General features: G+C 60.9%; 26 protein-coding genes. 14 read left to right on the plus strand and 12 right to left on the minus strand.

Annotated features, from left to right (window positions below; genetic code table 11):
- The first annotated feature begins 30 nt into the window (after positions 1–30).
- Both ACSQ2W_RS12940 and ACSQ2W_RS12945 read left to right on the plus strand, forming a co-directional pair.
- Positions 31–726 carry an HAD family hydrolase gene (locus ACSQ2W_RS12940; protein WP_436087772.1) on the plus strand — a complete coding sequence of 232 codons (696 nt, stop codon included), beginning with the start codon at positions 31–33 and terminating at the stop codon, positions 724–726.
- A complete protein-coding gene (locus tag ACSQ2W_RS12945) occupies positions 726–2,306 on the plus strand; it encodes an FGGY-family carbohydrate kinase (protein WP_436086600.1) in 1,581 nt (526 codons plus the stop codon). Before ACSQ2W_RS12940 ends, ACSQ2W_RS12945 begins: the two co-directional genes overlap by 1 nt.
- A 266-nt stretch (positions 2,307–2,572) precedes the next feature.
- On the opposite strand, the gene ACSQ2W_RS12950 is transcribed toward ACSQ2W_RS12945, so the two are convergent.
- Together ACSQ2W_RS12950 and ACSQ2W_RS12955 are read right to left on the minus strand one after the other, a co-directional pair.
- Positions 2,573–3,535, minus strand: coding sequence for a sensor histidine kinase (locus ACSQ2W_RS12950; protein ID WP_436087773.1), 963 nt, complete (start codon positions 3,533–3,535; stop codon positions 2,573–2,575).
- 256 nt (positions 3,536–3,791) lie between these two features.
- Positions 3,792–4,586: a response regulator gene (locus ACSQ2W_RS12955; protein ID WP_436086601.1), complete on the minus strand. Its 795-nt coding sequence runs from the start codon at positions 4,584–4,586 to the stop codon at positions 3,792–3,794.
- A gap of 183 nt (positions 4,587–4,769) precedes the next feature.
- Here ACSQ2W_RS12955 and ACSQ2W_RS12960 point away from each other — a divergent pair, with 183 nt between their 5' ends.
- From ACSQ2W_RS12960 to ACSQ2W_RS12970, 3 genes are all read left to right on the plus strand, one after another.
- Positions 4,770–4,922 (plus strand): NepR family anti-sigma factor, encoded by a 153-nt coding sequence (locus ACSQ2W_RS12960; RefSeq protein ID WP_436087774.1) that lies wholly within the window; start codon positions 4,770–4,772, stop codon positions 4,920–4,922.
- A gap of 8 nt (positions 4,923–4,930) precedes the next feature.
- Positions 4,931–5,485, plus strand: coding sequence for an RNA polymerase sigma factor (locus tag ACSQ2W_RS12965; protein ID WP_436086602.1), 555 nt, complete (start codon positions 4,931–4,933; stop codon positions 5,483–5,485).
- A 189-nt stretch (positions 5,486–5,674) separates the two neighbouring features.
- Entirely contained in the window at positions 5,675–7,180 is a 1,506-nt protein-coding gene (locus ACSQ2W_RS12970; protein WP_436086603.1) for a sensor histidine kinase, read from the plus strand.
- Between the two features lie 17 nt (positions 7,181–7,197).
- On the opposite strand, the gene ACSQ2W_RS12975 is transcribed toward ACSQ2W_RS12970, so the two are convergent.
- The 7 genes from ACSQ2W_RS12975 to hemP all read right to left on the minus strand — a co-directional run bounded on the left by ACSQ2W_RS12975 (position 7,198) and on the right by hemP (position 12,342).
- Positions 7,198–7,632, minus strand: a complete 435-nt coding sequence (locus tag ACSQ2W_RS12975; protein WP_436086604.1) for a hypothetical protein — start codon at positions 7,630–7,632, stop codon at positions 7,198–7,200.
- Positions 7,633–7,740: 108 nt separating this feature from the next.
- Entirely contained in the window at positions 7,741–8,094 is a 354-nt protein-coding gene (locus ACSQ2W_RS12980) for a glycine zipper domain-containing protein (protein ID WP_436086605.1), read from the minus strand.
- A 144-nt stretch (positions 8,095–8,238) separates the two neighbouring features.
- Positions 8,239–9,027, minus strand: a complete 789-nt coding sequence (locus tag ACSQ2W_RS12985) for a heme ABC transporter ATP-binding protein (protein WP_436086606.1) — start codon at positions 9,025–9,027, stop codon at positions 8,239–8,241.
- Positions 9,028–9,036: 9 nt separating this feature from the next.
- Positions 9,037–10,161, minus strand: coding sequence for a FecCD family ABC transporter permease (locus ACSQ2W_RS12990; protein WP_436086607.1), 1,125 nt, complete (start codon positions 10,159–10,161; stop codon positions 9,037–9,039).
- Positions 10,148–11,089, minus strand: coding sequence for a heme/hemin ABC transporter substrate-binding protein (locus ACSQ2W_RS12995; protein WP_436086608.1), 942 nt, complete (start codon positions 11,087–11,089; stop codon positions 10,148–10,150). Before ACSQ2W_RS12995 ends, ACSQ2W_RS12990 begins: the two co-directional genes overlap by 14 nt.
- 11 nt (positions 11,090–11,100) lie before the next feature.
- On the minus strand, positions 11,101–12,159 hold the full coding sequence (locus ACSQ2W_RS13000) for a hemin-degrading factor (RefSeq protein WP_436086609.1): 1,059 nt from the start codon (positions 12,157–12,159) through the stop codon (positions 11,101–11,103).
- 9 nt (positions 12,160–12,168) lie between these two features.
- A complete protein-coding gene (gene hemP, locus ACSQ2W_RS13005; protein WP_436086610.1) occupies positions 12,169–12,342 on the minus strand; it encodes a hemin uptake protein HemP in 174 nt (57 codons plus the stop codon).
- A 213-nt stretch (positions 12,343–12,555) separates the two neighbouring features.
- Between hemP and ACSQ2W_RS13010 the strand changes: the two genes are divergently transcribed.
- The 5 genes from ACSQ2W_RS13010 to ACSQ2W_RS13030 all read left to right on the plus strand — a co-directional run bounded on the left by ACSQ2W_RS13010 (position 12,556) and on the right by ACSQ2W_RS13030 (position 15,207).
- A complete protein-coding gene (locus ACSQ2W_RS13010; protein WP_436087775.1) occupies positions 12,556–12,990 on the plus strand; it encodes a hypothetical protein in 435 nt (144 codons plus the stop codon).
- 25 nt (positions 12,991–13,015) lie between these two features.
- Positions 13,016–13,933 (plus strand): TonB family protein, encoded by a 918-nt coding sequence (locus ACSQ2W_RS13015; RefSeq protein WP_436086611.1) that lies wholly within the window; start codon positions 13,016–13,018, stop codon positions 13,931–13,933.
- Between the two features lie 156 nt (positions 13,934–14,089).
- The gene (locus ACSQ2W_RS13020) at positions 14,090–14,509 is read left to right on the plus strand and encodes a DUF2325 domain-containing protein (protein ID WP_436086612.1); all 420 of its coding nucleotides are present in this window, start codon (positions 14,090–14,092) and stop codon (positions 14,507–14,509) included.
- Positions 14,510–14,563: 54 nt separating this feature from the next.
- On the plus strand, positions 14,564–14,833 hold the full coding sequence (locus ACSQ2W_RS13025) for a hypothetical protein (protein ID WP_436086613.1): 270 nt from the start codon (positions 14,564–14,566) through the stop codon (positions 14,831–14,833).
- Positions 14,834–14,844: 11 nt separating this feature from the next.
- Positions 14,845–15,207 (plus strand): antibiotic biosynthesis monooxygenase family protein, encoded by a 363-nt coding sequence (locus tag ACSQ2W_RS13030; RefSeq protein WP_436086614.1) that lies wholly within the window; start codon positions 14,845–14,847, stop codon positions 15,205–15,207.
- On the opposite strand, the gene ACSQ2W_RS13035 is transcribed toward ACSQ2W_RS13030, so the two are convergent.
- Both ACSQ2W_RS13035 and ACSQ2W_RS13040 read right to left on the minus strand, forming a co-directional pair.
- Positions 15,188–15,556 carry a DUF423 domain-containing protein gene (locus ACSQ2W_RS13035; protein WP_436086615.1) on the minus strand — a complete coding sequence of 123 codons (369 nt, stop codon included), beginning with the start codon at positions 15,554–15,556 and terminating at the stop codon, positions 15,188–15,190. The two genes, ACSQ2W_RS13030 and ACSQ2W_RS13035, sit on opposite strands and share 20 nt — an antisense overlap.
- Before the next feature lie 3 nt (positions 15,557–15,559).
- A complete protein-coding gene (locus ACSQ2W_RS13040) occupies positions 15,560–15,955 on the minus strand; it encodes a group II truncated hemoglobin (RefSeq protein WP_436086616.1) in 396 nt (131 codons plus the stop codon).
- Positions 15,956–16,109: 154 nt separating this feature from the next.
- Between ACSQ2W_RS13040 and ACSQ2W_RS13045 the strand changes: the two genes are divergently transcribed.
- Entirely contained in the window at positions 16,110–16,670 is a 561-nt protein-coding gene (locus ACSQ2W_RS13045; RefSeq protein ID WP_436086617.1) for a TetR/AcrR family transcriptional regulator, read from the plus strand.
- Positions 16,671–16,688: 18 nt separating this feature from the next.
- Positions 16,689–17,030: a DMT family transporter gene (locus tag ACSQ2W_RS13050; RefSeq protein ID WP_436086618.1), complete on the plus strand. Its 342-nt coding sequence runs from the start codon at positions 16,689–16,691 to the stop codon at positions 17,028–17,030.
- 120 nt (positions 17,031–17,150) lie between these two features.
- Here the strand turns inward: ACSQ2W_RS13050 and ACSQ2W_RS13055 are convergent, their stop codons facing one another.
- The gene (locus tag ACSQ2W_RS13055) at positions 17,151–17,588 is read right to left on the minus strand and encodes a CBS domain-containing protein (protein ID WP_436086619.1); all 438 of its coding nucleotides are present in this window, start codon (positions 17,586–17,588) and stop codon (positions 17,151–17,153) included.
- 339 nt (positions 17,589–17,927) lie between these two features.
- Here ACSQ2W_RS13055 and ACSQ2W_RS13060 point away from each other — a divergent pair, with 339 nt between their 5' ends.
- Together ACSQ2W_RS13060 and ACSQ2W_RS13065 are read left to right on the plus strand one after the other, a co-directional pair.
- Positions 17,928–18,713, plus strand: a complete 786-nt coding sequence (locus ACSQ2W_RS13060) for a ThuA domain-containing protein (protein WP_436086620.1) — start codon at positions 17,928–17,930, stop codon at positions 18,711–18,713.
- Positions 18,714–18,721: 8 nt separating this feature from the next.
- Positions 18,722–19,765 carry a Gfo/Idh/MocA family protein gene (locus ACSQ2W_RS13065; RefSeq protein WP_436087776.1) on the plus strand — a complete coding sequence of 348 codons (1,044 nt, stop codon included), beginning with the start codon at positions 18,722–18,724 and terminating at the stop codon, positions 19,763–19,765.

Below are 19,765 nucleotides of genomic sequence, written 5' to 3' on the forward strand. Positions count from 1 at the left end.
CCTTGGCGTGCAAGCGGTGGCTTGACGGATATGACCTTGCGGCATCCGCCCAAACTGGTGATCTTCGATTGTGACGGCGTACTGGTGGATAGCGAACCCCTGTCGATCGATGTGCTCGTGCGGGTGCTTCGCAATGCCGGCGTCGATATGGACGCCGAAGAGGCGACCGAGCGCTTTCTCGGCAAAAGCCTGAAGACGATGACGGATATTCTGCACGAGGACTACGGACTTGCGGTGGACGACCATTTTCTCGAGCGGATGCGTCTCGATCTCTACCAGCGTTTTCGGCAGGAGTTGCAGCCCGTGGCCGGTGTTGCGACTACACTCGATCAGCTCGACATTCCGCGCTGTGTCGCCTCTTCCAGCCAGATGGAACGCATCCGGCTGTCGCTGACCATCACTGGCCTAATCGACAGGCTCGACCCTTATCTTTTCAGCTCGACGATGGTGGAGCGCGGCAAGCCCGCGCCCGATCTCTTCCTGCATGCCGCTGCGGAAATGGCCACGCTGCCCGAAAACTGCATTGTCGTGGAAGACAGCCCGGCCGGCATCGAGGCTGCCCAGGCTGCCGGAATGCGGGTGTTTGCCTTTGCGGGCGCCTCACATGCGCGATCCGAGCGGCATCTCGCCGCGCTCAAGCGACTTTCGCCTGACGTGCTGTTTGACGACATGCGGGAATTGATCCATTTTGTCCGTGAAGAACAAACGGACGGGAACGCAGTTTAATGCGCGATCTGATTGTTGCTGTCGATGTTGGAACCGGCAGTGCCCGTGCCGGCATTTTCGACAGGCGTGGCAAGCAGTTGGCTCGTGCCGACTATCCGATCGCGATGAACCGGCCCGAGGAAAATCACGCCGAGCACGATTCCGAAAATATCTGGGCCGCCGTCTGCATCGCCGTAAAAACTGCCCGCGCCAAGGCAGGTGCGTCCGCCGAAGCCGTCGCCGCCATTGGTTTTGATGCCACCTGCTCGCTGGTCGTGCGCGACAGGAACGGCGCGCCTTTGTCCGTCAATCGCAAGGGCGATCCACGCTGGGACACGATCGTCTGGCTGGACCATCGCGCCTTGACGCAAGCCGACTTCTGCACGGCGACCGAACATCCGGTGCTCAATCATTCAGGCCGGGTCATGTCGCCGGAAATGGAAATGCCGAAGCTCATGTGGCTGAAGCAGAACCTGCCGCAACAATGGGAAAAGGCGGGATACTTTTTCGATCTGGCCGATTTCCTGTCCTGGCGGGCAACCGGCAATGCCGCACGTTCGCGCTGCACGCTGACAGCGAAATGGAACTATCTTCCCCACAAGACAAACGGCTGGCAGGACGAATTCCTGGAAAGGATCGGCCTTGAAGACCTGCGCGAGCGGGGCGGCCTGCCGGAGAAAACCTTGCCGGTCGGGCAATCGACCGGACACTTGACCGCTGCGGCTGCGGCCGAGCTCGGGCTCCATGAAAAATGCCAGGTGGCGACGGGGCTGATCGACGCCTATGCCGGTGCCATAGGCGTTCTCGGCGAATTTGCGGGCGAACCGGACCGGCTGGAAAGGCAGCTCGCCCTGATTGCTGGTACCTCCAGCTGCATTGTCGCCTTTTCGAAGGACATGAAGCCGGGCTTCGGCATGTGGGGCCCTTATTTCGAGGTGGCGTTTCCTGACAGCTGGCTGATCGAAGGCGGGCAATCGGCGACGGGAGCGCTTCTCGATCATGTCGTGCGCAGTCATAGCGCCGGCGGCGAACCGGATGCGGAAATCCACGCACGGATCGTGTTGCGCATTCAGGAACTGCGCGCCGCCCATGGTGCGGAGTTTGCCTCGCGGCTCCATGTGCTTCCGGATTTCCACGGCAACCGTTCGCCGCTCGCCGACCCGCATGCGCTTGGCGTCATCAGCGGCCTGACGCTCGACAGTTCATTCGATGCGTTGTGCCGGCTCTATTGGCGCACCTGCGTCGCCATTGCACTCGGGGTACGGCATATACTCGAGATGATGAAGCAGGCGGGCTACGAGCTGGATACACTGCATGTCACAGGCGGGCATGTGCGCAATCCGCTTTTGATGGAGCTTTATTCCGACGTGACGGGCTGCACGGTCGTTGTACCTGAAACAAACGACGCGGTGCTGCTTGGTACCGCCATGGTTGCGGCGGTTGCCGGCGACCTCTATCCGGATCTGGGCGCCGCGGGACCTGCGATGTCGCCGGGCGGGCACGAACGTCATCCCAACCCGGCGCGGAGGGAGGTCTATGATCGCGACTTTCGCAAGTTTCTCAGCCTCTACAAACATCGCGCAGAGTTGGAAGCCCTTTGAAGGAGCATCCTGGCAGGGCAATAATCTTCGGAAAAAAGAAACCGGCGCGGAACCTTTTGGCAGCGAGCCCGTTTATGCCGTGTCCGGATAGTCGTTCGCATCGCCCCCAATGCGAACACACCCTAACAAAGATCCGGTATCCAACTCACACGCCCCCTCGGTGAGTTGACGATATCAGCCAGTGTCTTCCCCGGACACTGGCTGTTCTTTTTTGCAGGGGATCATCACGTTCGTTACAGGATCTGCCGCTTCCGCGGGGAGCAGTTTTACTCTTCGACACGGGTAATGATTTCATATTCCCGCGACGGAATGGTCAGGTGATATTCGATGCGATCGGGTGCGGTCATATACATGGCCTTGCCGCCGACGGCGATCGGCACGACGCGTTCCAGCACCGTGCGTGCGAAAGTGTGGTCGTCAGCCTCGCTCTGCAACGTTGATGCCGGTGGCAAGTGTTCGATCCAAGCGAGTTCGATCGCCTTCTGATCGTTCAGCAGTGTTTCGAAACAATCGATCGTCAGCGAATTGACACCGGCGGAAATCGCGCCGTGGGAGGCAGAATTGACGATCAGCTCATGCAGTGCAAGGCCGATATGCAGCGCCGCATTCGGCGACAGATGCGCATCGATGCCTCTGACGGAAATCGGGTTTTCCGTCGCCGGCCAATAGGCGCTGAATTGCCGTTCCGTCAGGGCGAAGAGATAGGCGCCGCGCCAGCTGGAATCGGTCACGAGATCCTGCGAATAGGCGAGCGATTGAATGCGGCCGCGAAACTTGCTTAGGAAATAGTCGAGCGAAAGCGCCTGGCGCGCCGTCTGGGTGGCGATGCCCTGAATGATGGCCAGAAGGTTTTTCGAGCGATGGCTAAGCTCGCGCAGCAAGGTCTTGAGGACGCGTTCGCGGCGGCGGGTCTCGGAGATGTCGGTGATCACCGACAGAATACCGGTCATGCCCATGGAATCGATGCGCTCGATATCGATCCGATAGGTCAGAACACCCGCCCGCGAGGTGACATCGATTTCTGTCGAGGCAGGAGCGTTTCGGCTGGCGACGTCCCGCTTCAGGGCCGTCAGGCGGGCGCTTTCCGCGGATCCGAACACTTCCTCGTCCGCCTGCCGGCCCATGGCCAGCGACTGCAGATCTTGAGGCAGGTTGCCGGAAAGAACGACGCCGAGATCGTCAGATTGATAGAGATAGCCCAAACCGGACTTCTTCAAGACCAGCTCCATCAGGGCCGCGTTTGGTTTGCCGCCGGTCCTGAGGGGGGCTGAACTGCCTGCATTGGCCACGCGATACGCCTTCCATTCTCCGATTGACTGCCTGCCCAGCTCCCGTATCAACGACAAAAGCGGCCCCGCTCGATCGGCTCATCGATACGAAACGGGCCGGTTAAAATCGATATGTCCACCCCGGGCGCCGAGGCGCTCCCCCCGTTGTTTTTTTCACAATGAGCTCGTTCGCCCGGATGCTCCGGGCAAACGGGTCTCAGGCTGCGGCCTTGGTGGATTCGTTGAAGAACAGCGCCTGGCTGATCAACGCCTTGACCATGTCCGGGTTGAACGGCTTGGTGACCAGGAAGGTCGGCTCCGGCCGTTCGCCGGTCAACAGGCGTTCCGGGAACGCCGTTATGAAAATCACCGGAATTGACGTGTTCTTCAGGATATCATTGACCGCATCGATGCCGGAACTGCCGTCCGCCAGCTGGATATCGGCAAGCACCATGCTTGGCCGCGTTGCCTTGAACAGGGCCAGGGCTTCATCCCGGGTGCGGGCAATGCCGGTGACCCTGTGGCCAAGGCTCTCGACCATCTGTTCGATGTCGATGGCAATCAGCGGCTCGTCCTCGATGATCATGATGTCGGTGGCGACCTGGCGTGAAATCTCCTCGGAGGCGCGCTCAAGCAGTTCGTTCATGCCGCTCTCGGTCGTGCCGAGAACTTCTGCCGCCTCGCTTGTGCGGAAGCCTTCGACGGATACGAGCAGGAAAGCCTGGCGCGCCAGCGGCGAGACGGATGCGAGATTGATCGACGCTCGTTTCTCCCAGGCAAAGGGTGAAACGGGCTCGGGGATCAAAACCGAGGAGGAGCCGAACAGCTTTGTATAAAGTTGAAACAGCGCGACCCTATCGCTGCTCGCCTCCGGGAAAATGGAGACATCTGCGATCAGCGCTTCAAGAACAGCCGCGACATAGGCGTCACCCGACGTCTGCGACCCGGTCAATGCGCGAGAGTAACGGCGCAAATAGGGAAGAAACGGAGCGATCCGAGTGGAAAGTGACATTTAAGAACTCCCTCAATCAGGCCGAGGTGATGGCCATGACAGGCAGAAAACGCCACAAGAAAAAAAAGGTTCCTTTGGAGGGAACGATTTTTTTCGCAGTGCATTATTCTGCCAGTTGAACTCTGAAGGTATTTTGACTTTATGACCTACAAAATTGGGGCAGGGCGCGATGGGGCGAAGTCAATGCGCGCCAATAATCCGAATGCACAGATTGCAAGCAAGCTCCGCGCGCTCTATCTTTCTGTACAGGAAGAAGCCATTCCGGACCGGTTCCTCGACCTGCTTGAGAAGCTCGACGCGGTCGAGCGCCAGTCGATGCCGGATGTGGCGGAATGAGTGGCGGCATGACCTCTGAGGAATCGAGTTTCAAGCATGAGATGCTCGCGGCCCTTCCAAGTCTGCGTGCATTTGCGATGTCGTTGATCGGCCGGCACGACCGGGCCGACGATCTCGTTCAGGACACCATCATGAAGGCCTGGGCCAAACAGGACCACTTCGAGATGGGCACCAACATGAAGGCGTGGCTGTTCACGATTCTGCGCAACGAACTCTACAGCCAAATGCGCAAGCGTGGGCGCGAAGTGCAAGATAGCGACGGCTACTTCACCGAGACGCTGGCCCAGCATCCGGCCCAATATGGCTCGCTCGATCTTCAAGACTTCAAGCGGGCGCTGGAAAAGCTGCCGCCGGATCAGCGTGAGGCGATAATTCTGGTAGGTGCATCCGGCTTCTCCTATGAGGAGGCGGCGGAGATTTGCGGTTGTGCGCTTGGAACAATCAAAAGCCGCGTCAACCGCGCCCGCCAGCGCCTTCAGGATATTCTGCAGGTAACCGGCGAGAGCGAGTATGGGCCTGATGCGACATCGGCGCCCATCACATCGCGTGCCTTTGTTTCCTGACCGCAGACATTTCGCGTCCTCCCGTATACGTCTTCAGATTTGGCGGACGTGTCTTTTCGCAGAGCGCCGTGGTGTGGCGGGCATGATTTGCGCCGGGGCTGGCAATCGTGCAGAAACAGTGCGGCGCCTGCAAGGGAGATGTCGCGGGCTCACGCCAATGACGGCGCCCGGGGCTGGGTGTGGAAGGTCATGAACAAAAAGAATAGCGGCCTGCCGGCGGTGATGGCGGCCGTTCTGACATCGCCGCAACGGCTTGAGGTCCTGCGCTCCGTCGTCCCGGACATGGCTGTGCCGGATGCTGATTTTCGCGAACTCGCCGAGATGGCCGCCGATCTTTTCGGCGCGCCGATTGCTTTGGTGACGCTCGTCGATGCGCAGCATCAATGGCTCAAGGCTGCGGCTGGAACCAGCGAGACGCAGGCGCTGTCTGCGGAATCGTTTTGCGTGCATACGATCGCTAGGCCCCTGGATGACGTGCTTGTCGTCGGCGACGCCTCGACCGACCCGCGTTTTTCCGGTTTGCCGCAAGTGGCTGGTGCGCCGTTTTTGCGGTTTTATGCCGGCGTTCCGCTGGTTATCAACGAACAGCCGATCGGCTCGATATGCGTTTTCGATTTCAAGCCGCGCCACGATGTCGGGCCGCAGTTTCGGACCCGAATGCGCCGTCTCGCGCGCGTTGCCGCTTCATTGTTTGAGTTGAAGCACGAAGCGAGCCAGCGGGCCCTGAAAGAGGCGGCGCTGTCGCGCGAGGAGCAGCGCCACGCCATGGCGCTCGATGCGGCCAACGTCGGCAGCTGGCTTTGGGATGTGCGCTCCGGCAATGTATCCTGCAATCCCGCGATGCTGCGCATGTTCGGCATGCGACCGGCCGGGATTGTTCAGGCGAAGGACGTTTTTACGGCCATTCACCACGAAGACCGCAGGGCAACATTTTCGAAGCTGCGGTCCGCCATGGCGCAGGGCGAAGAATATGACAGCACGTTTCGGGTCGCCTCCACCGGGCGATGGCTGCTTGGCCGTGGCCGTGTGCATGAACGCGATGCCAAGGGCAAACCGACGCTTTTTCTCGGCATCAATATCGATGTGACGGAGGAACAAGTTTCGACGCAGCGTACCAGGCTGCTGCTGCGCGAACTCAATCACCGCGTCAAGAACACGCTGGCGATGCTGCAGTCGCTGGCCCGACAGACGTTGCGGCAAACCAGCGATCCGCAAGAGTTCATGACGGCATTCGCCGGCAGGCTGCAGTCGATATCGGAAGCGCACGGGCTTTTGTCGGATCATGAATGGTCTGACATCCGCCTTTCGGCTTTGCTGGCCAAACAGCTGGCACCGCATGTGCGCGACTACGCACGGCAGATCGAAATCCACAAGGACGAGATCTTGCTCGGGCCGGACCAGGCGGTGGGCCTCGGGCTGGTTCTGCACGAACTGGCGACCAATGCTGCAAAATACGGCTCTTTGTCGGTTCCGAACGGCAAGGTCGTCGTAACCGCGCGCGGGGTTGATGAGGACGGCCGCCGTGTCTTGCATATGACCTGGACAGAGGTGGACGGGCCGCCTGTCAGCGAGCCGGCCAAGCGTGGCTTCGGCTCGATCCTGATCGAGCGTAGCCTCGGCAAGGTGATGGGCAGTTCGGCGAAGGTCGAATACCTGCCTGCAGGATTGACGGCGATTATCAGGCTTCCCCTCTGAGCTGTGCTGAAACACCGTCAGGAGCGCTCTCTGTCGTTGCCAGATTTCCTCATCAGCCCAAGCGCGGCTCCAAGCCCGACCGCGACGCCGGCGGCCAGAAGCGGTTGCTTGCGGAACAGCGTCAGAGCCGTCGCGATTACCAGACTGGTTTGCGCCTGCGAGCGCCGGCGCTTGTCCGCTGCGATGCGCCTGTCCCGCGCATTGAGCGCGTACATGATGCCGATGATGACAAGGCCGAGCACGAGGGAGATGACTGCGAGGATCATGGTGGCCGTCAGCGGCGTATAAAATGCGCTGAGATAGATCGCGCCTGCGACGAGGGCGAAAATATAGGCAGTCAGAAAAAACAAGGAAGCCAGCAGCCACATGGCTCCGTTCCGCTTGATGCGCGATACAGTAACGCCGATGTCCGTCAGCACGAGAGCCGAAAGCATTGCGACCAAAGGACCCATGTTTTTCTCCTGGGACAAGAACGCGCGGTCGGCTGGCAAAGTTGCCGCTTGCCAGCTTCGAGTATGACGGGCACCGGCCGATGGGACCGCTGCCGGGTCGGGTTTGGGCTAGCGGCGGATAAGAGCTGCGATCAATAGACCAAGGGCAGCCGCAGCGCCGAGGGTCGCGAAGGGGTGTGCGCGTACGGTGTGGCGGACCTGCCTCTCGGTGAGCGCGTAGCGACTGCGCAGTTCTGCGAACAGTTGCTCGCCATTTTCGATCAGATCGTGCAGGCTGGCTTCAGCGTGCTCGCGTGCATCATGGGCTTTTGTGCGAACGTCCTTCGAGGCTTCCGCGCCGCGCTGCGATAGGAGTTTCGCAAGTGATGCGATTTCATCGCGCAGCTCATTGATCTGATCTTCGATCGGCGCATCGACGAAGCGCTTCTTTGCGCTGGAACCGGAAAAGAGACCTGTTGCCATGATGGGGAACTCCTATCTGCGGCGGGAGTGCGGTTCACTGCAAACCCGGCGTGCTGTCGTACCGACATGTGAAATCATCACCGTGCCAGCGGTTCGCGACCTCAACGCACAGGGAGATGTTTGGTTCCACCGCAACGGCGGATGCTAGCCAACGGCCGTGTGAGGCAGGACGAACGGGACGCTGCCCGCCGGCGTGGCGTTGACCCGCATGGCGCAGCCGAAAACCGCTTCCATGATGGTGTCGGTCATCACCGCGTTCGTGCGCCCGGCCGCACGAACGCGGCCGCTCTTCATCATGATCATCCGGTCGGCGAACATGGCGGTGAGATTGAGGTCGTGCATGATGGCGATGACGCCGCCGCCGCGCGCGCAGAATTCCCGGGCAAGCCGCATGATGGTCAGCTGGTGACGAATGTCGAGGCTGGAGACCGGCTCGTCGAGGAGCAGAAACGCGGGTTCTCCATGCTGAACAGGGTCCCAAATCTGGCAGAGGGCGCGGGCAAGCTGGACGCGCTGCTGTTCGCCGCCGGAAAGCTCCTGGTAGAAACGACCGGCGAAACCCGACAGGTCGACGGCGTCAAGTGCCTCCCTGGTGATCCGGTCGGTTTCATCCACACCGGCCTTTGCGCCAACGGACAACCCCATGCGAGCGATTTCGCGTACCGTAAAAGGGAAGGAGATCACCGTCGATTGCGGCAGAACGGCGCGTTTCAAGGCGAGTTCCCATGGCTTCAGCGTCGCAATGTCGTGACCGTTGATACTGACGGTGCCGTCATAGGAGAGTTCGCCGGCAATCGCCTTGAGGCAGGTGGTCTTGCCGGAGCCGTTCGGACCGACGATGGCCGTCAACTGACCAGCCTCTGCCTCGATATTGACGCCGTGCAACACCTGTTTTCCGGAAAGGCGGACGGAGAGATTGCTGGCCTTGATCATGATCTGTCCTCAAAGCCCCAGGTGGGAGCGCCCGCGCAGCAGGATCCACAGGAAGAACGGCGCGCCGGCAAAAGCCGTGATGATGCCGATCGGCAGTTCCGCCGGCGGCACGATGGTCCGTGCAATCATGTCGGCGAAGATCAGGAGGGTGCCGCCGAGCAGCGCCGACGCGGGCAACAGATAACGATGATCCGGCCCGATGATCAGCCTCAGCACATGCGGCACGACGATGCCGACGAAACCGATGCCCCCGCTGACGGCGACCGAGGCGCCGGTCGAGGCCGCGACGCTGACAATGGCGATGTTCTTCAGCCGCTGAACCGGGATGCCCATATGGAAGGCGGCCGCTTCGCCGAGCGTCAAGGCGTTGAGGCCGCGCGCCAGGAAAGGTACGACGGCAAGCGAAACGAGGATGATCGGTCCGGCGGAGAAGATTTTCGTCCAGTTGGCGCCGGCGAGCGACCCCAGGCCCCAGAACGTCAGGTCGCGTAACTGCTTGTCGTCGGCGATGAAGATGAGAATGCCGGTGACAGCATTGGCAAGCGCCGCGAGCGCAATGCCGGCAAGCAGCATGGTCGCTACCGACGTCTGGCCGCTGCCTGTCGCGATCCGGTAAAGCAAGAGCGTCGTGAAGAGGCCGCCAAGAAATGCGGCGACCGGCAGGGCATAGAAGCCGAAAACGTCAAACAGCGCGCCGAAAACGGAACTACCGAGCACGATCATCAGCACGGCGCCAAGGCTCGCGCCGGAGGAGACGCCGACGAGCGCCGGGTCGGCCAGCGGGTTGCGGAAAAGCCCCTGCATGATCGCGCCGGAGACCGCGAGGGAGGCGCCGACGAGAAGGCCCATGACAGCACGCGGCAGGCGGATGTCGAGAATGATGATCCGGTCGCGGGCGGTCAGCGCCGGTTCCGCACCGTCGACGTCGAACAGCCAGCGCAGCACGTTGCCGAGCGAAGCGTCGGCGGCACCTGTCATGATGGAGGCGGCAAACATCGCTGCCGCCAACGCGATAAGCGCGAGGATCATCAGTTGCGCCAGCCGCGACCGGTCGCCCAGCAGCCATTCGGATTTCAGACGGGCCGCAGGCGACCGCGACTGGTCGTCACCTGCTGCCATTTCACTGTGATGCATTCGGTTTTCCGTAGATCGCTGCATTCAACTCGCGCACTGCGCCTGCGGTGCGCGGGCCAAAACCGAGCAGATGCAGGCCGTCCATGCGGATCACCGCCCGGGTCTTGGCCGCGGGTGTCAGGCTGAGCGCGGGATGGGCAAAGAGTTCGTCGTCGGTCGCAGCATGGCCGCCGCTGCGCGTCATCATCAGGACGACATCGGGCTTGGCTTCGATGATCGCTTCGTCGGTCAGCGGTTTGTAGCCCGGGAAGCTTCCCGCCGCGTTGACGGCACCGGCGAGCGCAATAATGCCGTCTGCCGCCGTGCCGGTGCCCGACGCCATGATCTTTCCGCCCTGGGCGCTCAGGATGAAGATCACGCGCTTGCGCTCGCTCTCCGGACGCTTGGCAGCGTCCGCGACTGCGGCGTCAAGGTCGGCCCGAACCTTCTCAGACAGTGCTGCCGCCTTGTCCGGCACGCCGAGGAAGTCGCCAACGGTCTTCATCTTTGCAAGGATGCCGTCGCGATCGAATGTCTCCGAAACCGTCTGGAACGGGATTTTCGCCTCGTTGAGAACGTTCAGTGCCTCCGGCGGGCCGCTCCCCTCCACGGCAATGACGGCGGTCGGATTGGTGGCGATTACGCCTTCCGGCGCCAGTTGCCGCATGTAGCCGACGTTAGGCAGCTTCGTTGCCGCATCGGGATAGACGCTGGTCGAGTCGCGCCCGACGAGCTTGCTCTCTTCGCCGAGCGCATACACGATCTCGGTAATGGCGCCGCCGACGGAGACCAGGCGGGAAGTGTCGGCTTTCTGCATGTCCTGCGCGACAGCTGTGCGCAGGAAGGAGGGCGGCGAAGCGATCGGCAGCACGAATGGTGCGGAAACGGCAAAAAGAGCCAGAGCCAGTTCCCAGGACCGCAGCCGCCGAAAATCATAGGGAGGGTTCATGATGAGCTCCTTCAGGCTGCCGCGGTGATATCGAGCCGGGCGAGGTTTTCCATGAGCGCGCGCCATTCCGGACGCTCGGCAAAGCCTTCCTTGCGCTTGCCGAAGAACTGGATGACCATTTCGCCCTTGGCGTCGAACGCTTCCAGCGAGGTGACGTGGCCGTCGGCCGTCGGCTTGCGAACGGCCCAGATTTCGGCGAGATGGTCCCTGCGCAGGTGAAGGTGGAAGGTCGGGTCCATGACGTTAAGCCAAGGCCCCATCGTCTGGATGTTGGCGAGTGGTCCGGAGTGGATCTGGATAATGCCGTGATTGCCGACGAAGCACATGATCGGCAGCTCGACCTTGGCGGCGCCGCGCATCATCTCTTCCACGGCTTCCGGCTGCAGTTTCCAGGCAAAATCCTCGCCGACCGATTGCAGCGCCTGCCGGCGGCCGAGCTTCAGCTTGCGCAGGAGGCCATGGAACTGATGGGTGTCGGTCATCCTGCTCCACTCGTCGCGCAGCGCGCCAACGTCAACGGCTGCGTTTTCGCCATTGGCGATGCTCCCGACAGCGGCTTGGGGAGCGAATTCCTGCGATTGGTCTTCCAGCCTGAAGGCTTCCATGATGCTGCGATAGGCATCGAGATTGGAGGCTGTGCGCAGATGCACCTTGTGAACGGCGGTTCCCTGATTGTCGAAGAACTGCAAGCTTCGGCGCACGGTGTCGCCATCGGTTTTCGTGACCGCAAAACCATGTGCCCAGATGCCTGGAAAAATGCGCAGGTCGATGTTCTCGCCGAGCACGATCGAGGAATTCTTGCCGGACTTGATATTCTCGAACACGCCGATTTTCTCGTGAACGGCGCTTTCGTTGCGTGTCAGCGCCATGACCTCTCCAAGCTCGGCTGCGCGTTCGAGGAAACGGTTGGCGTCAGCGTCGATCCGAACGGCGGTTAGCCCACATTCGGCGGCAACGAGGGCCGCTTCTGAAATACCCAGCTGAGCGGCGACGTCGCGTTCACGCATCTTTGGGTTGGCGGCCCGGTAGGCGCGAATTTCGGACGGGGTCGGACGGGTCGTTTGGGTCATGGGAGTGGCCTATTTGTTCAGGATGAGTTTGCCCTGGCGGGTAATTTTCATACGGTAGACGGCGCCGTCATGCGCAATCAGGATTTCGTTTCCGCCGCGAAAGAGATCGCGGCTCTCAACGATGCGCTGCGTCTGGCTGGCCGGTAAGGAAACCGGCGCGGCATCTGGATGGTTCGGTGTCACAGGCTTCTTGTCCTGATCATGGCGGCCGAAAACCGGAGACTGCTCCCCTTCTCAAGCCGGGTCATTGCGATTAGTATCTTGACTTCATTACTCATCTTTTATTATGGACGCAATACAGGATTTTTCTAGTCAAGTTTAATTTGCCGGGCCGCAATCACGTGCCGGCGGTGTACCGCGGCCGCGATGCCCATTTGTGAGAGTGGATAGACAATGATGAAATTCGATCGACTGTTGCCCTTGGCCCTGTTCGCCGCTGTCTATCCGGCACCCGCCGCGCTGGCCCAAGACGCCCGGACGTCCGGCAATCTGACGGTCGAGATCAATGATCTGGCGTCGTCCGACAAAGGCTGCAAGTTGACATTCGTGGCCAGCAACGGCTTGGCCCAATCGCTCTCCAAGGTCTCCTTCGAATTCGTGCTCTTCGATGAAAAGGGCCTGGTCGAGCGGATGGCGGTTCTCGATTTCCGCGATCTGCCGGCCGGCAAGACCAAAGTCCGCCAGTTCGACCTTTCAGGAACGAAATGCGAGGCTGTGAGAAGCCTCTTGATCAACGACGCCCCGGTCTGCGACGGCGACGGTGTTGCCAGGGACGCATGCATGAAGGTGTTGAAGACCGGTTCCAAGTCATCTGTCGAACTGAAGGGCTGAAACGGTTTTTGCATCGGTATCTGCGATGAACAATACGGCAAAATGGACCGGGGCGATCGTGCTCTCGCTGCTTGCGCACGCAGGTGCTGCAAAGCTGTTCGAACCCGCCGAAAAGCCGCCGGAGCAGGCTTTGGTCGCCGGCGGCGAAGCGATGGAAGTGACGGTGCTCGGCAACGCCTTCGAGGAAATGATCCAGGCGGGTGATCCAGCCGAAGCGATGGAGCCGGAGGAGGTCGAACCCGAAGAGGTCGAGCCAACGTCCGTCGAGGTGGCGGAAGTCCCGCCGGTCCAATCCGAGATCGCGGCGGAGACGCAGACCGATATCGTGCCCACCGAAGCCGATGTGATCCTGCCGGCCGAGGAGATTTCGCCCGTTGCGGCCGAGCAGCCCGAAATCACGGCGACGGTCGCACCGGCGGAAACGGTGGTTCCGGAAGAGAAGCCGGAGATGGTGAAGCGGAAACCGGAAAAGAAGCCGGAACCGAAGAAAGAACTTGAGAAGGAAAGGCCGAAGACGAAGCCTGTCAAGAAAAAGGCGGGCGATGCGGGCAAGCAAACAGAGACCCTCAACAAGGGGCAGGCGGATGGCGTCAGGAACGCTGTCTCCAGTTCGAGCACGGGCAAGAAGGGCGCGAAATCCCAGGCGTTCGGCAATGCGGCCGAGAGCAACTACAAGGGTAAGGTTCGGTCAAAGGTGCAGCGACATTTCCGCTATCCCAAGGCAGCCGATCGCGCAGGTATCCAGGGTACCGTTCAAGTTAGTTTCACCATATTGGCCAACGGTGGCGTCAGCGGTGCGAGGATCTCAAAGAGTTCCGGTTCACCCGTTCTCGACGAGGCCGCGTTGAATGCTATTCGTGGAGCCGAGCCGTTTCCGAAAATTCCGGACGCCGCTAACCGTGGTAGTTGGCCTTTCACCATCCCGCTGCAGTTTGGCAGGTAGCCACGCGCCGGCAGACGTCTGGCACCCGAGATTATGCGGCGAGCTCAAAAAATATGACAAAAAAACTCACCTTTATACTTTACTCTTTTTATCAAGTTAAATACGGTCCACCCACCATCAGCCGGACGGCGATTCCGAAACAAAGCGGGGACTGACATGGGTGACAAACGGCATCAGCTCAAGCCGAAGCAGAAGCAGAGCCGCGAGGCTGAAGGGCGTAACGCCCAGGCTGCTGCCGGAGCGGAGAAATCGAAGCTTGAAGGCCGCAGCTTCCTTTATGTCGGCGGCCGGGATTGTCAGGTGGCGCATTTGCGTCAGATCGCCAGTTCCCATGGAGCAGAGCTGATCCATCACGATGGCGGGTTGCGCGAGGCGGTTTCCCGCATCGACAACATCCTTCCCTCCGTCGACTGCGTGTTTTGCCCGATCGACTGTATCAGCCATGATGCGTGCCTCAGGGTTAAGACCGGCTGCAAGAAGTGGGGCAAGGCCTTCGTGCCGCTTCGCAACGGCAGCAAGTCGAGCCTGGAGCGGGCGTTTCTGGATCTGAAGGCGAGCCGAAACAACGCCGGCTGATCGCCCCCAGGTCGATTTTCCCGGTTTCGCAAGTCGATTCCCCAGGAGAGGAAGATGAAAAACAATCGTCCCGATCAGGTCACGATGATCGGCCTGCACAAACTGGCGTCGCACATCGGCGACGGGATGGTTCCGGAGCTTTACGAACTCCTGTCACGCCGGGCGCAGATGCTTGAAGACAATTTGAATGTCACGGAATTTCCAGCCTGGCAGTCGCGTCCGCCGGCACGGAACGCATTCGGGGTTGCACCTGAGCGAAGGGACAATATTCTGCCATTTCCGTCGGGCGCAGTTGCCGGCGCGCTTGCGAAGGGCAGAGCTTGAAAGGACGCCGCATGTATTTTGCCATGAACAGGTTCAAGATCGCTATCGGCCACGAAGACGCATTCGAAAACGTCTGGAAAAGCCGCGATTCCAGCCTTGCCGAAGTGCCGGGTTTCAAGGAATTCCGGCTCCTGCGTGGCGAAACCATTGCGGACGAAGGCCATACGCTTTTCGTGTCGAGTTCGACCTGGGAAAACCGGGACGCCTTTGTCGCCTGGACGAAGTCGGAGAATTTTCGCGCCGCGCACAAGAACGCTGCCGATAACCGCGCGATGTATCTCGGGCCGCCGAAATTCGAAGGGTTTCTGCCGTTGAGGGCGCTTGACCGCGGGTTGTCGGGTGGGGAACGCCTGATCAAGTATCCGCGCGCTTGAAGAACGCGCCGGCGGCAATAGCGAGCCAGCCGAGCATCATGAGCCCACCGCCCGTTGGTGCCGACATCGGAAAGAGGCCGTGGCCGAGTAAATGCCGCACGGTGAGATCGGCGGCAAACAGAGCCGTGCCAGCGGAAAGCAGGAGCGCGGCCAGCGCCGCCGTCCGCATCATCGGCCAGGCTGCATAGAGTGCGACGAGGGCAGGGGCGTGCGCCAGGCACATGGCCGAGGCACCGCCGAGCAGGCGCGGGTCCGCCCCATGCGACGCAGCCGCGGCGGCGACGACGCCAAACAGTCCCATCAATCCGGCAATGAAGAGGATTGCCGGTCGCAACCGGGCGTTCTGCATGCTCTATTCGTCCTTGTTCTGCATATGGTGGGCAAGCCGCGTCAACGGCTCCAGGATGATTGATCGCAACTGCGGATGCGATACCGTTTCCTCGAGCGCCCGGGTGAAGCAGAGGAGCCACTCATCGCGCTCCTGCGGACCGATCGCTGCGACAAAATGGCGCCGCCGCAACATGGGGTGGCCGCGCTTGTCGGTATAGAGCGGCGGCCCACCGAGCCAGCCGGTCAGATATTCGTAGAATTTCTCCTCGCTGCCGGAGAGATCGGCGGGATGCACGGCGCGGCAGCGGGCCGCTTCCGGGAGCGTGTCCATCAGCTCGTAGAACCGATGGGTCAGCGCCCGCACCGTGCTGTCGCCGCCGATCGCATTGTAAAGTGTTTCCGTCTGCGCGTCCGTCATCACACCGTCCTTGATTGTTGCCACTTCTAGCGCGACGGACTTTTCCGTTCCAATGGTTTTCACGAGAACAGGAGCGTTGCGGCGATTGATCGCGCTTCGGAGGCGTCCATCATTTTTCCTTGACAAACCGTCCAGACGGTATCTTTATAGGGGCATGTCTATCGCTCATCATCGCCGGAAGCAGCCCGAACGCGTTCGCCAGCAATTGCTGGAGGTTGCCGCGCGCCTGTCTCTCGAGCAGGGTGCGGCGGGCGTGACGCTGGATGCGGTGTCGCAGGCGGCAGGGGTCAGCAAGGGCGGTCTTCTGCACCACTTCCCCAACAAGATGGCACTGCTGGATGGGCTGTTCGACGATCTGACCGGCAAGCTCGACCGGACGATCGCCGAGGAAATGCGCAGCGATCCTGTCGCGCATGGCCGCTTTACCCGTGCCTATCTATCCTGTGTCTTTGCCCTGCAGGACGATGCCGAGGCGCAGGGTTGGCAGGTGCTGACCATCGCGCTTCTGTCCGAGCCGCAATTGCGGGCGCGCTGGCGGCAGTGGGTGGCGGACCGCGCCGATGAACATGTCGGCACCGATTCCTCAGCCGGATGTCTGCTTGCACGGTTTGCCGCCGATGGCCTGTGGCTGGCGGATCTTCTGAAGAGCCACGATATCGACCAGGCGACGCGCAAAGAGATGCGGGCACGCCTGATCAATCTTTCCCAGCAGTAACCGTCGCCGGAGCGCCAGATGAACCCGACCATGCTCTATGCCATGCTTGTGCTCGCCATCGTCTTCGAGGTGCTTGGCACATCGGCGATGCAGGCCGCCCAGCATTTCACCCGGCTGCTGCCGACGCTGGTGATGGTGGTCTGCTACGCGGTCGCCTTCTATTTCCTGTCCTGCACGCTGAAGGCCATTCCCGTCGGCATTGCCTATGCGATCTGGAGCGGGCTCGGCATCGTGCTGATCTCTGTCGCGGGCTATTTTCTCTTCGGCCAGAAGCTTGATTTTGCTGCCGTTCTGGGGCTCGGCCTGATCATTGCCGGGGTTGTCGTGCTCAATCTCTTCTCCAAATCCACCATCCACTAGCCAAGCACCGCCGGCCGCCTCGCGCGCAAAGGCGGTTTGGCGCGAGTCACGCGGTCTGCGAGCAGAAGGCCGGTGGTTCCTCCGTGTAAGTTCGATGGGGCCACCGACGATCGGTCGTCGTCAATGAGCCGTCTGCGAATGCTCGCCGCCGGGCTGTGAGATGCCGCTCAGCGCCTCGCCCGTTTCAGCCATCGAGCCATGCGTGGCGATGTCGCCAAGCGAGATAATGCCAACGAGCCGCTTGTCACGATTAAGCACCGGCAGGCGCCGTACCTTGAGGGCGCTCATGGTGTGAAGCACATCGTCGATATCGTCGTCGTCGAAGCAGTATCTAACCTCGGTGCTCATCACATCGCGGATCTTCGCCTCGGGTCCTTTGCCCTCGGCAACACCGCGGATGGCGATGTCGCGATCGGTGATCACGCCGACCAGCCGGTCATTCTCGCCCACCGGCAGAACGCCGGCATCGAGCCGTCCCATTGAAAGGGCGGCTTCCCGTAATGTCTGCTCAGGATCGGCAATCTGAACGTCTTTGGTCATACAGTTGCTAACTCTCATGGTAATCTCCCTTGAGTTGTGGTGCCCCGCCCAATTGTTGATGATGAACAAACAAACAAACGCACGCCGCTCTGAAATGTTCCATTTTATGCCCGTTCGTAGAAAGTTGTTCAGGTCGCTTGGAAAACAGCCAGCCCTCCGGCGAGGTTGGTACGTGCGGTATGCAACCATTGGCCTTTGCGTCAGCCTGAAGGGAATTTCAAACCGAGACGGGCTGACAAACCTTCTCATACCCGGATTTCCACTTGCAAAACTGTTCCGCTGGTTCTATCGCTTCGAATTGAAAGCGGTTTCAATTTTATCAAATCCTGATCGATGGAACGAGGAAGAGGACTGGTCATGACCATCAAGGCAGTCGTGTGGGGTGAAAATATCCACGAACAGACAAACGCGGTTGTGCGGGAGATTTACCCGAACGGCATGCACAATACGATCGCCGCGGCGCTCAACACCGACGTCGGTATCGAGGCGACGACAGCGACGCTGCAGGAGCCGGAACATGGCTTGAGCGTCGAGCGGCTGGCCAAGACCGACGTGCTGCTCTGGTGGGGCCACAAGGACCACGGCGCGGTGGCAGACGAGATCGTCGAGCGCGTCGCCCGGCGCGTCTGGGAAGGCATGGGCCTGATCGTGCTGCACTCCGGTCATTTTTCCAAGCCGTTCAAGCGGCTGATGGGAACCCCTTGCGCCCTCAAATGGCGCGAGGCGGGCGAGCGCGAGCGGGTCTGGGTAATCAACCCACGCCATCCGATTGCCGAGGGGCTGGACGAGAATTTCGTGCTGGAGAACGAGGAAATGTACGGCGAGCAGTTCTCCGTGCCGGAGCCGCTGGAGACCGTGTTCATCTCCTGGTTTGCCGGTGGCGAGGTGTTCCGCTCAGGGCTAACCTGGCGGCGCGGCGCCGGCAACATCTTCTATTTCCGCCCCGGTCACGAGACTTATCCGACCTATCATGACGCCAACGTCCACAAGGTGCTGCGCAATTCCGTGCTGTGGGCTTACAACCCCCAAGGCACCTACAGCGCCATCCACGATGCGCCGAACGTGCCGGTCGAACAGGCGCTGGAGCCGATCGTCGAGCGCGGGCCGAAGCTGCATCAGGCGGGTGAGCAGGGGTACAAATGATGAAGCCTATCCGTCTTCTTATCCTCGGCACCGGCGGCATGGCCAACACCCATGCCATGAATTTCGCGACCATGACGGGTGTTGCGCTCGTGGCAGCGGTCGATGTCGATCTCGTCCGGGTGCAGGCTTTCGCCCTGAGCCACGCCATCCCGAATACCTTCACCTCGCTCGAAGAGGCGATCGCCTGGGGCGAGTTCGATGCAGTCGCCAATGTTACGCCGGACAAGATCCACTATCCGACGACGTTGAAGCTTCTGGCGGCGGGCAAGCACGTGCTTTGCGAAAAGCCGCTGGCCGAGGACTATGCCAAGGCCGACGAGATGGCGGCTGCAGCGGAGAAATCCGGTTTGGTGACGATGGTCAACCTGACCTATCGCAACGTCGCGGAAATCCAGAAGGCGCGCCGGATGGTGCTCGCCGGCGAGATCGGCGAAGTGCGCCACATCGAGGCCTCCTATCTACAAAGCTGGCTGGTCTCGAAAGCCTGGGGCGACTGGGCAACGGAATCGCAGTGGCTCTGGCGGCTTTCGACCAGACATGGCTCAAACGGCGTGCTCGGCGATGTCGGCATTCATATCCTCGATTTTGCCGGTTATGGCGCGGCCAGCGACATCGAACATGTCTTTGCGCGGCTGAAAACCTTCGACAAAGCGCCGGGCAACCGCATCGGCGAGTACGATCTCGACGCCAATGACAGCTTCACGATGACCGCCGAATTCGCCAACGGCGCCATGGGCGTCATTCATGCCAGCCGCTGGGCGACCGGGCATCTCAACGAGTTGCGCCTGCGCATGCATGGCGACAAGGGGGCTATCGAAGTGATCCACACGCCGGACGGATCGACGCTTCGCGTATGCCTCGGCGAAGACATCGAAAAAGGGCTTTGGAAGGATGTCGACGCCGGAACCGTGCTCACCAACTACCAGCGCTTCATCGATGCGATCAGGGCCGGCAAGACGGAGGAGCCGGGCTTCCGGCACGCGGCGGATCTCCAGAAGATACTCGATCTCGCCCTGCTCACGGAGAAGGAGCGCCGTGAACTCGCGGTGTGA

The organism is Pararhizobium sp. LjRoot255 (genome assembly GCF_964252905.1).
Classification (GTDB): Bacteria; Pseudomonadota; Alphaproteobacteria; order Rhizobiales; family Rhizobiaceae; genus Pararhizobium.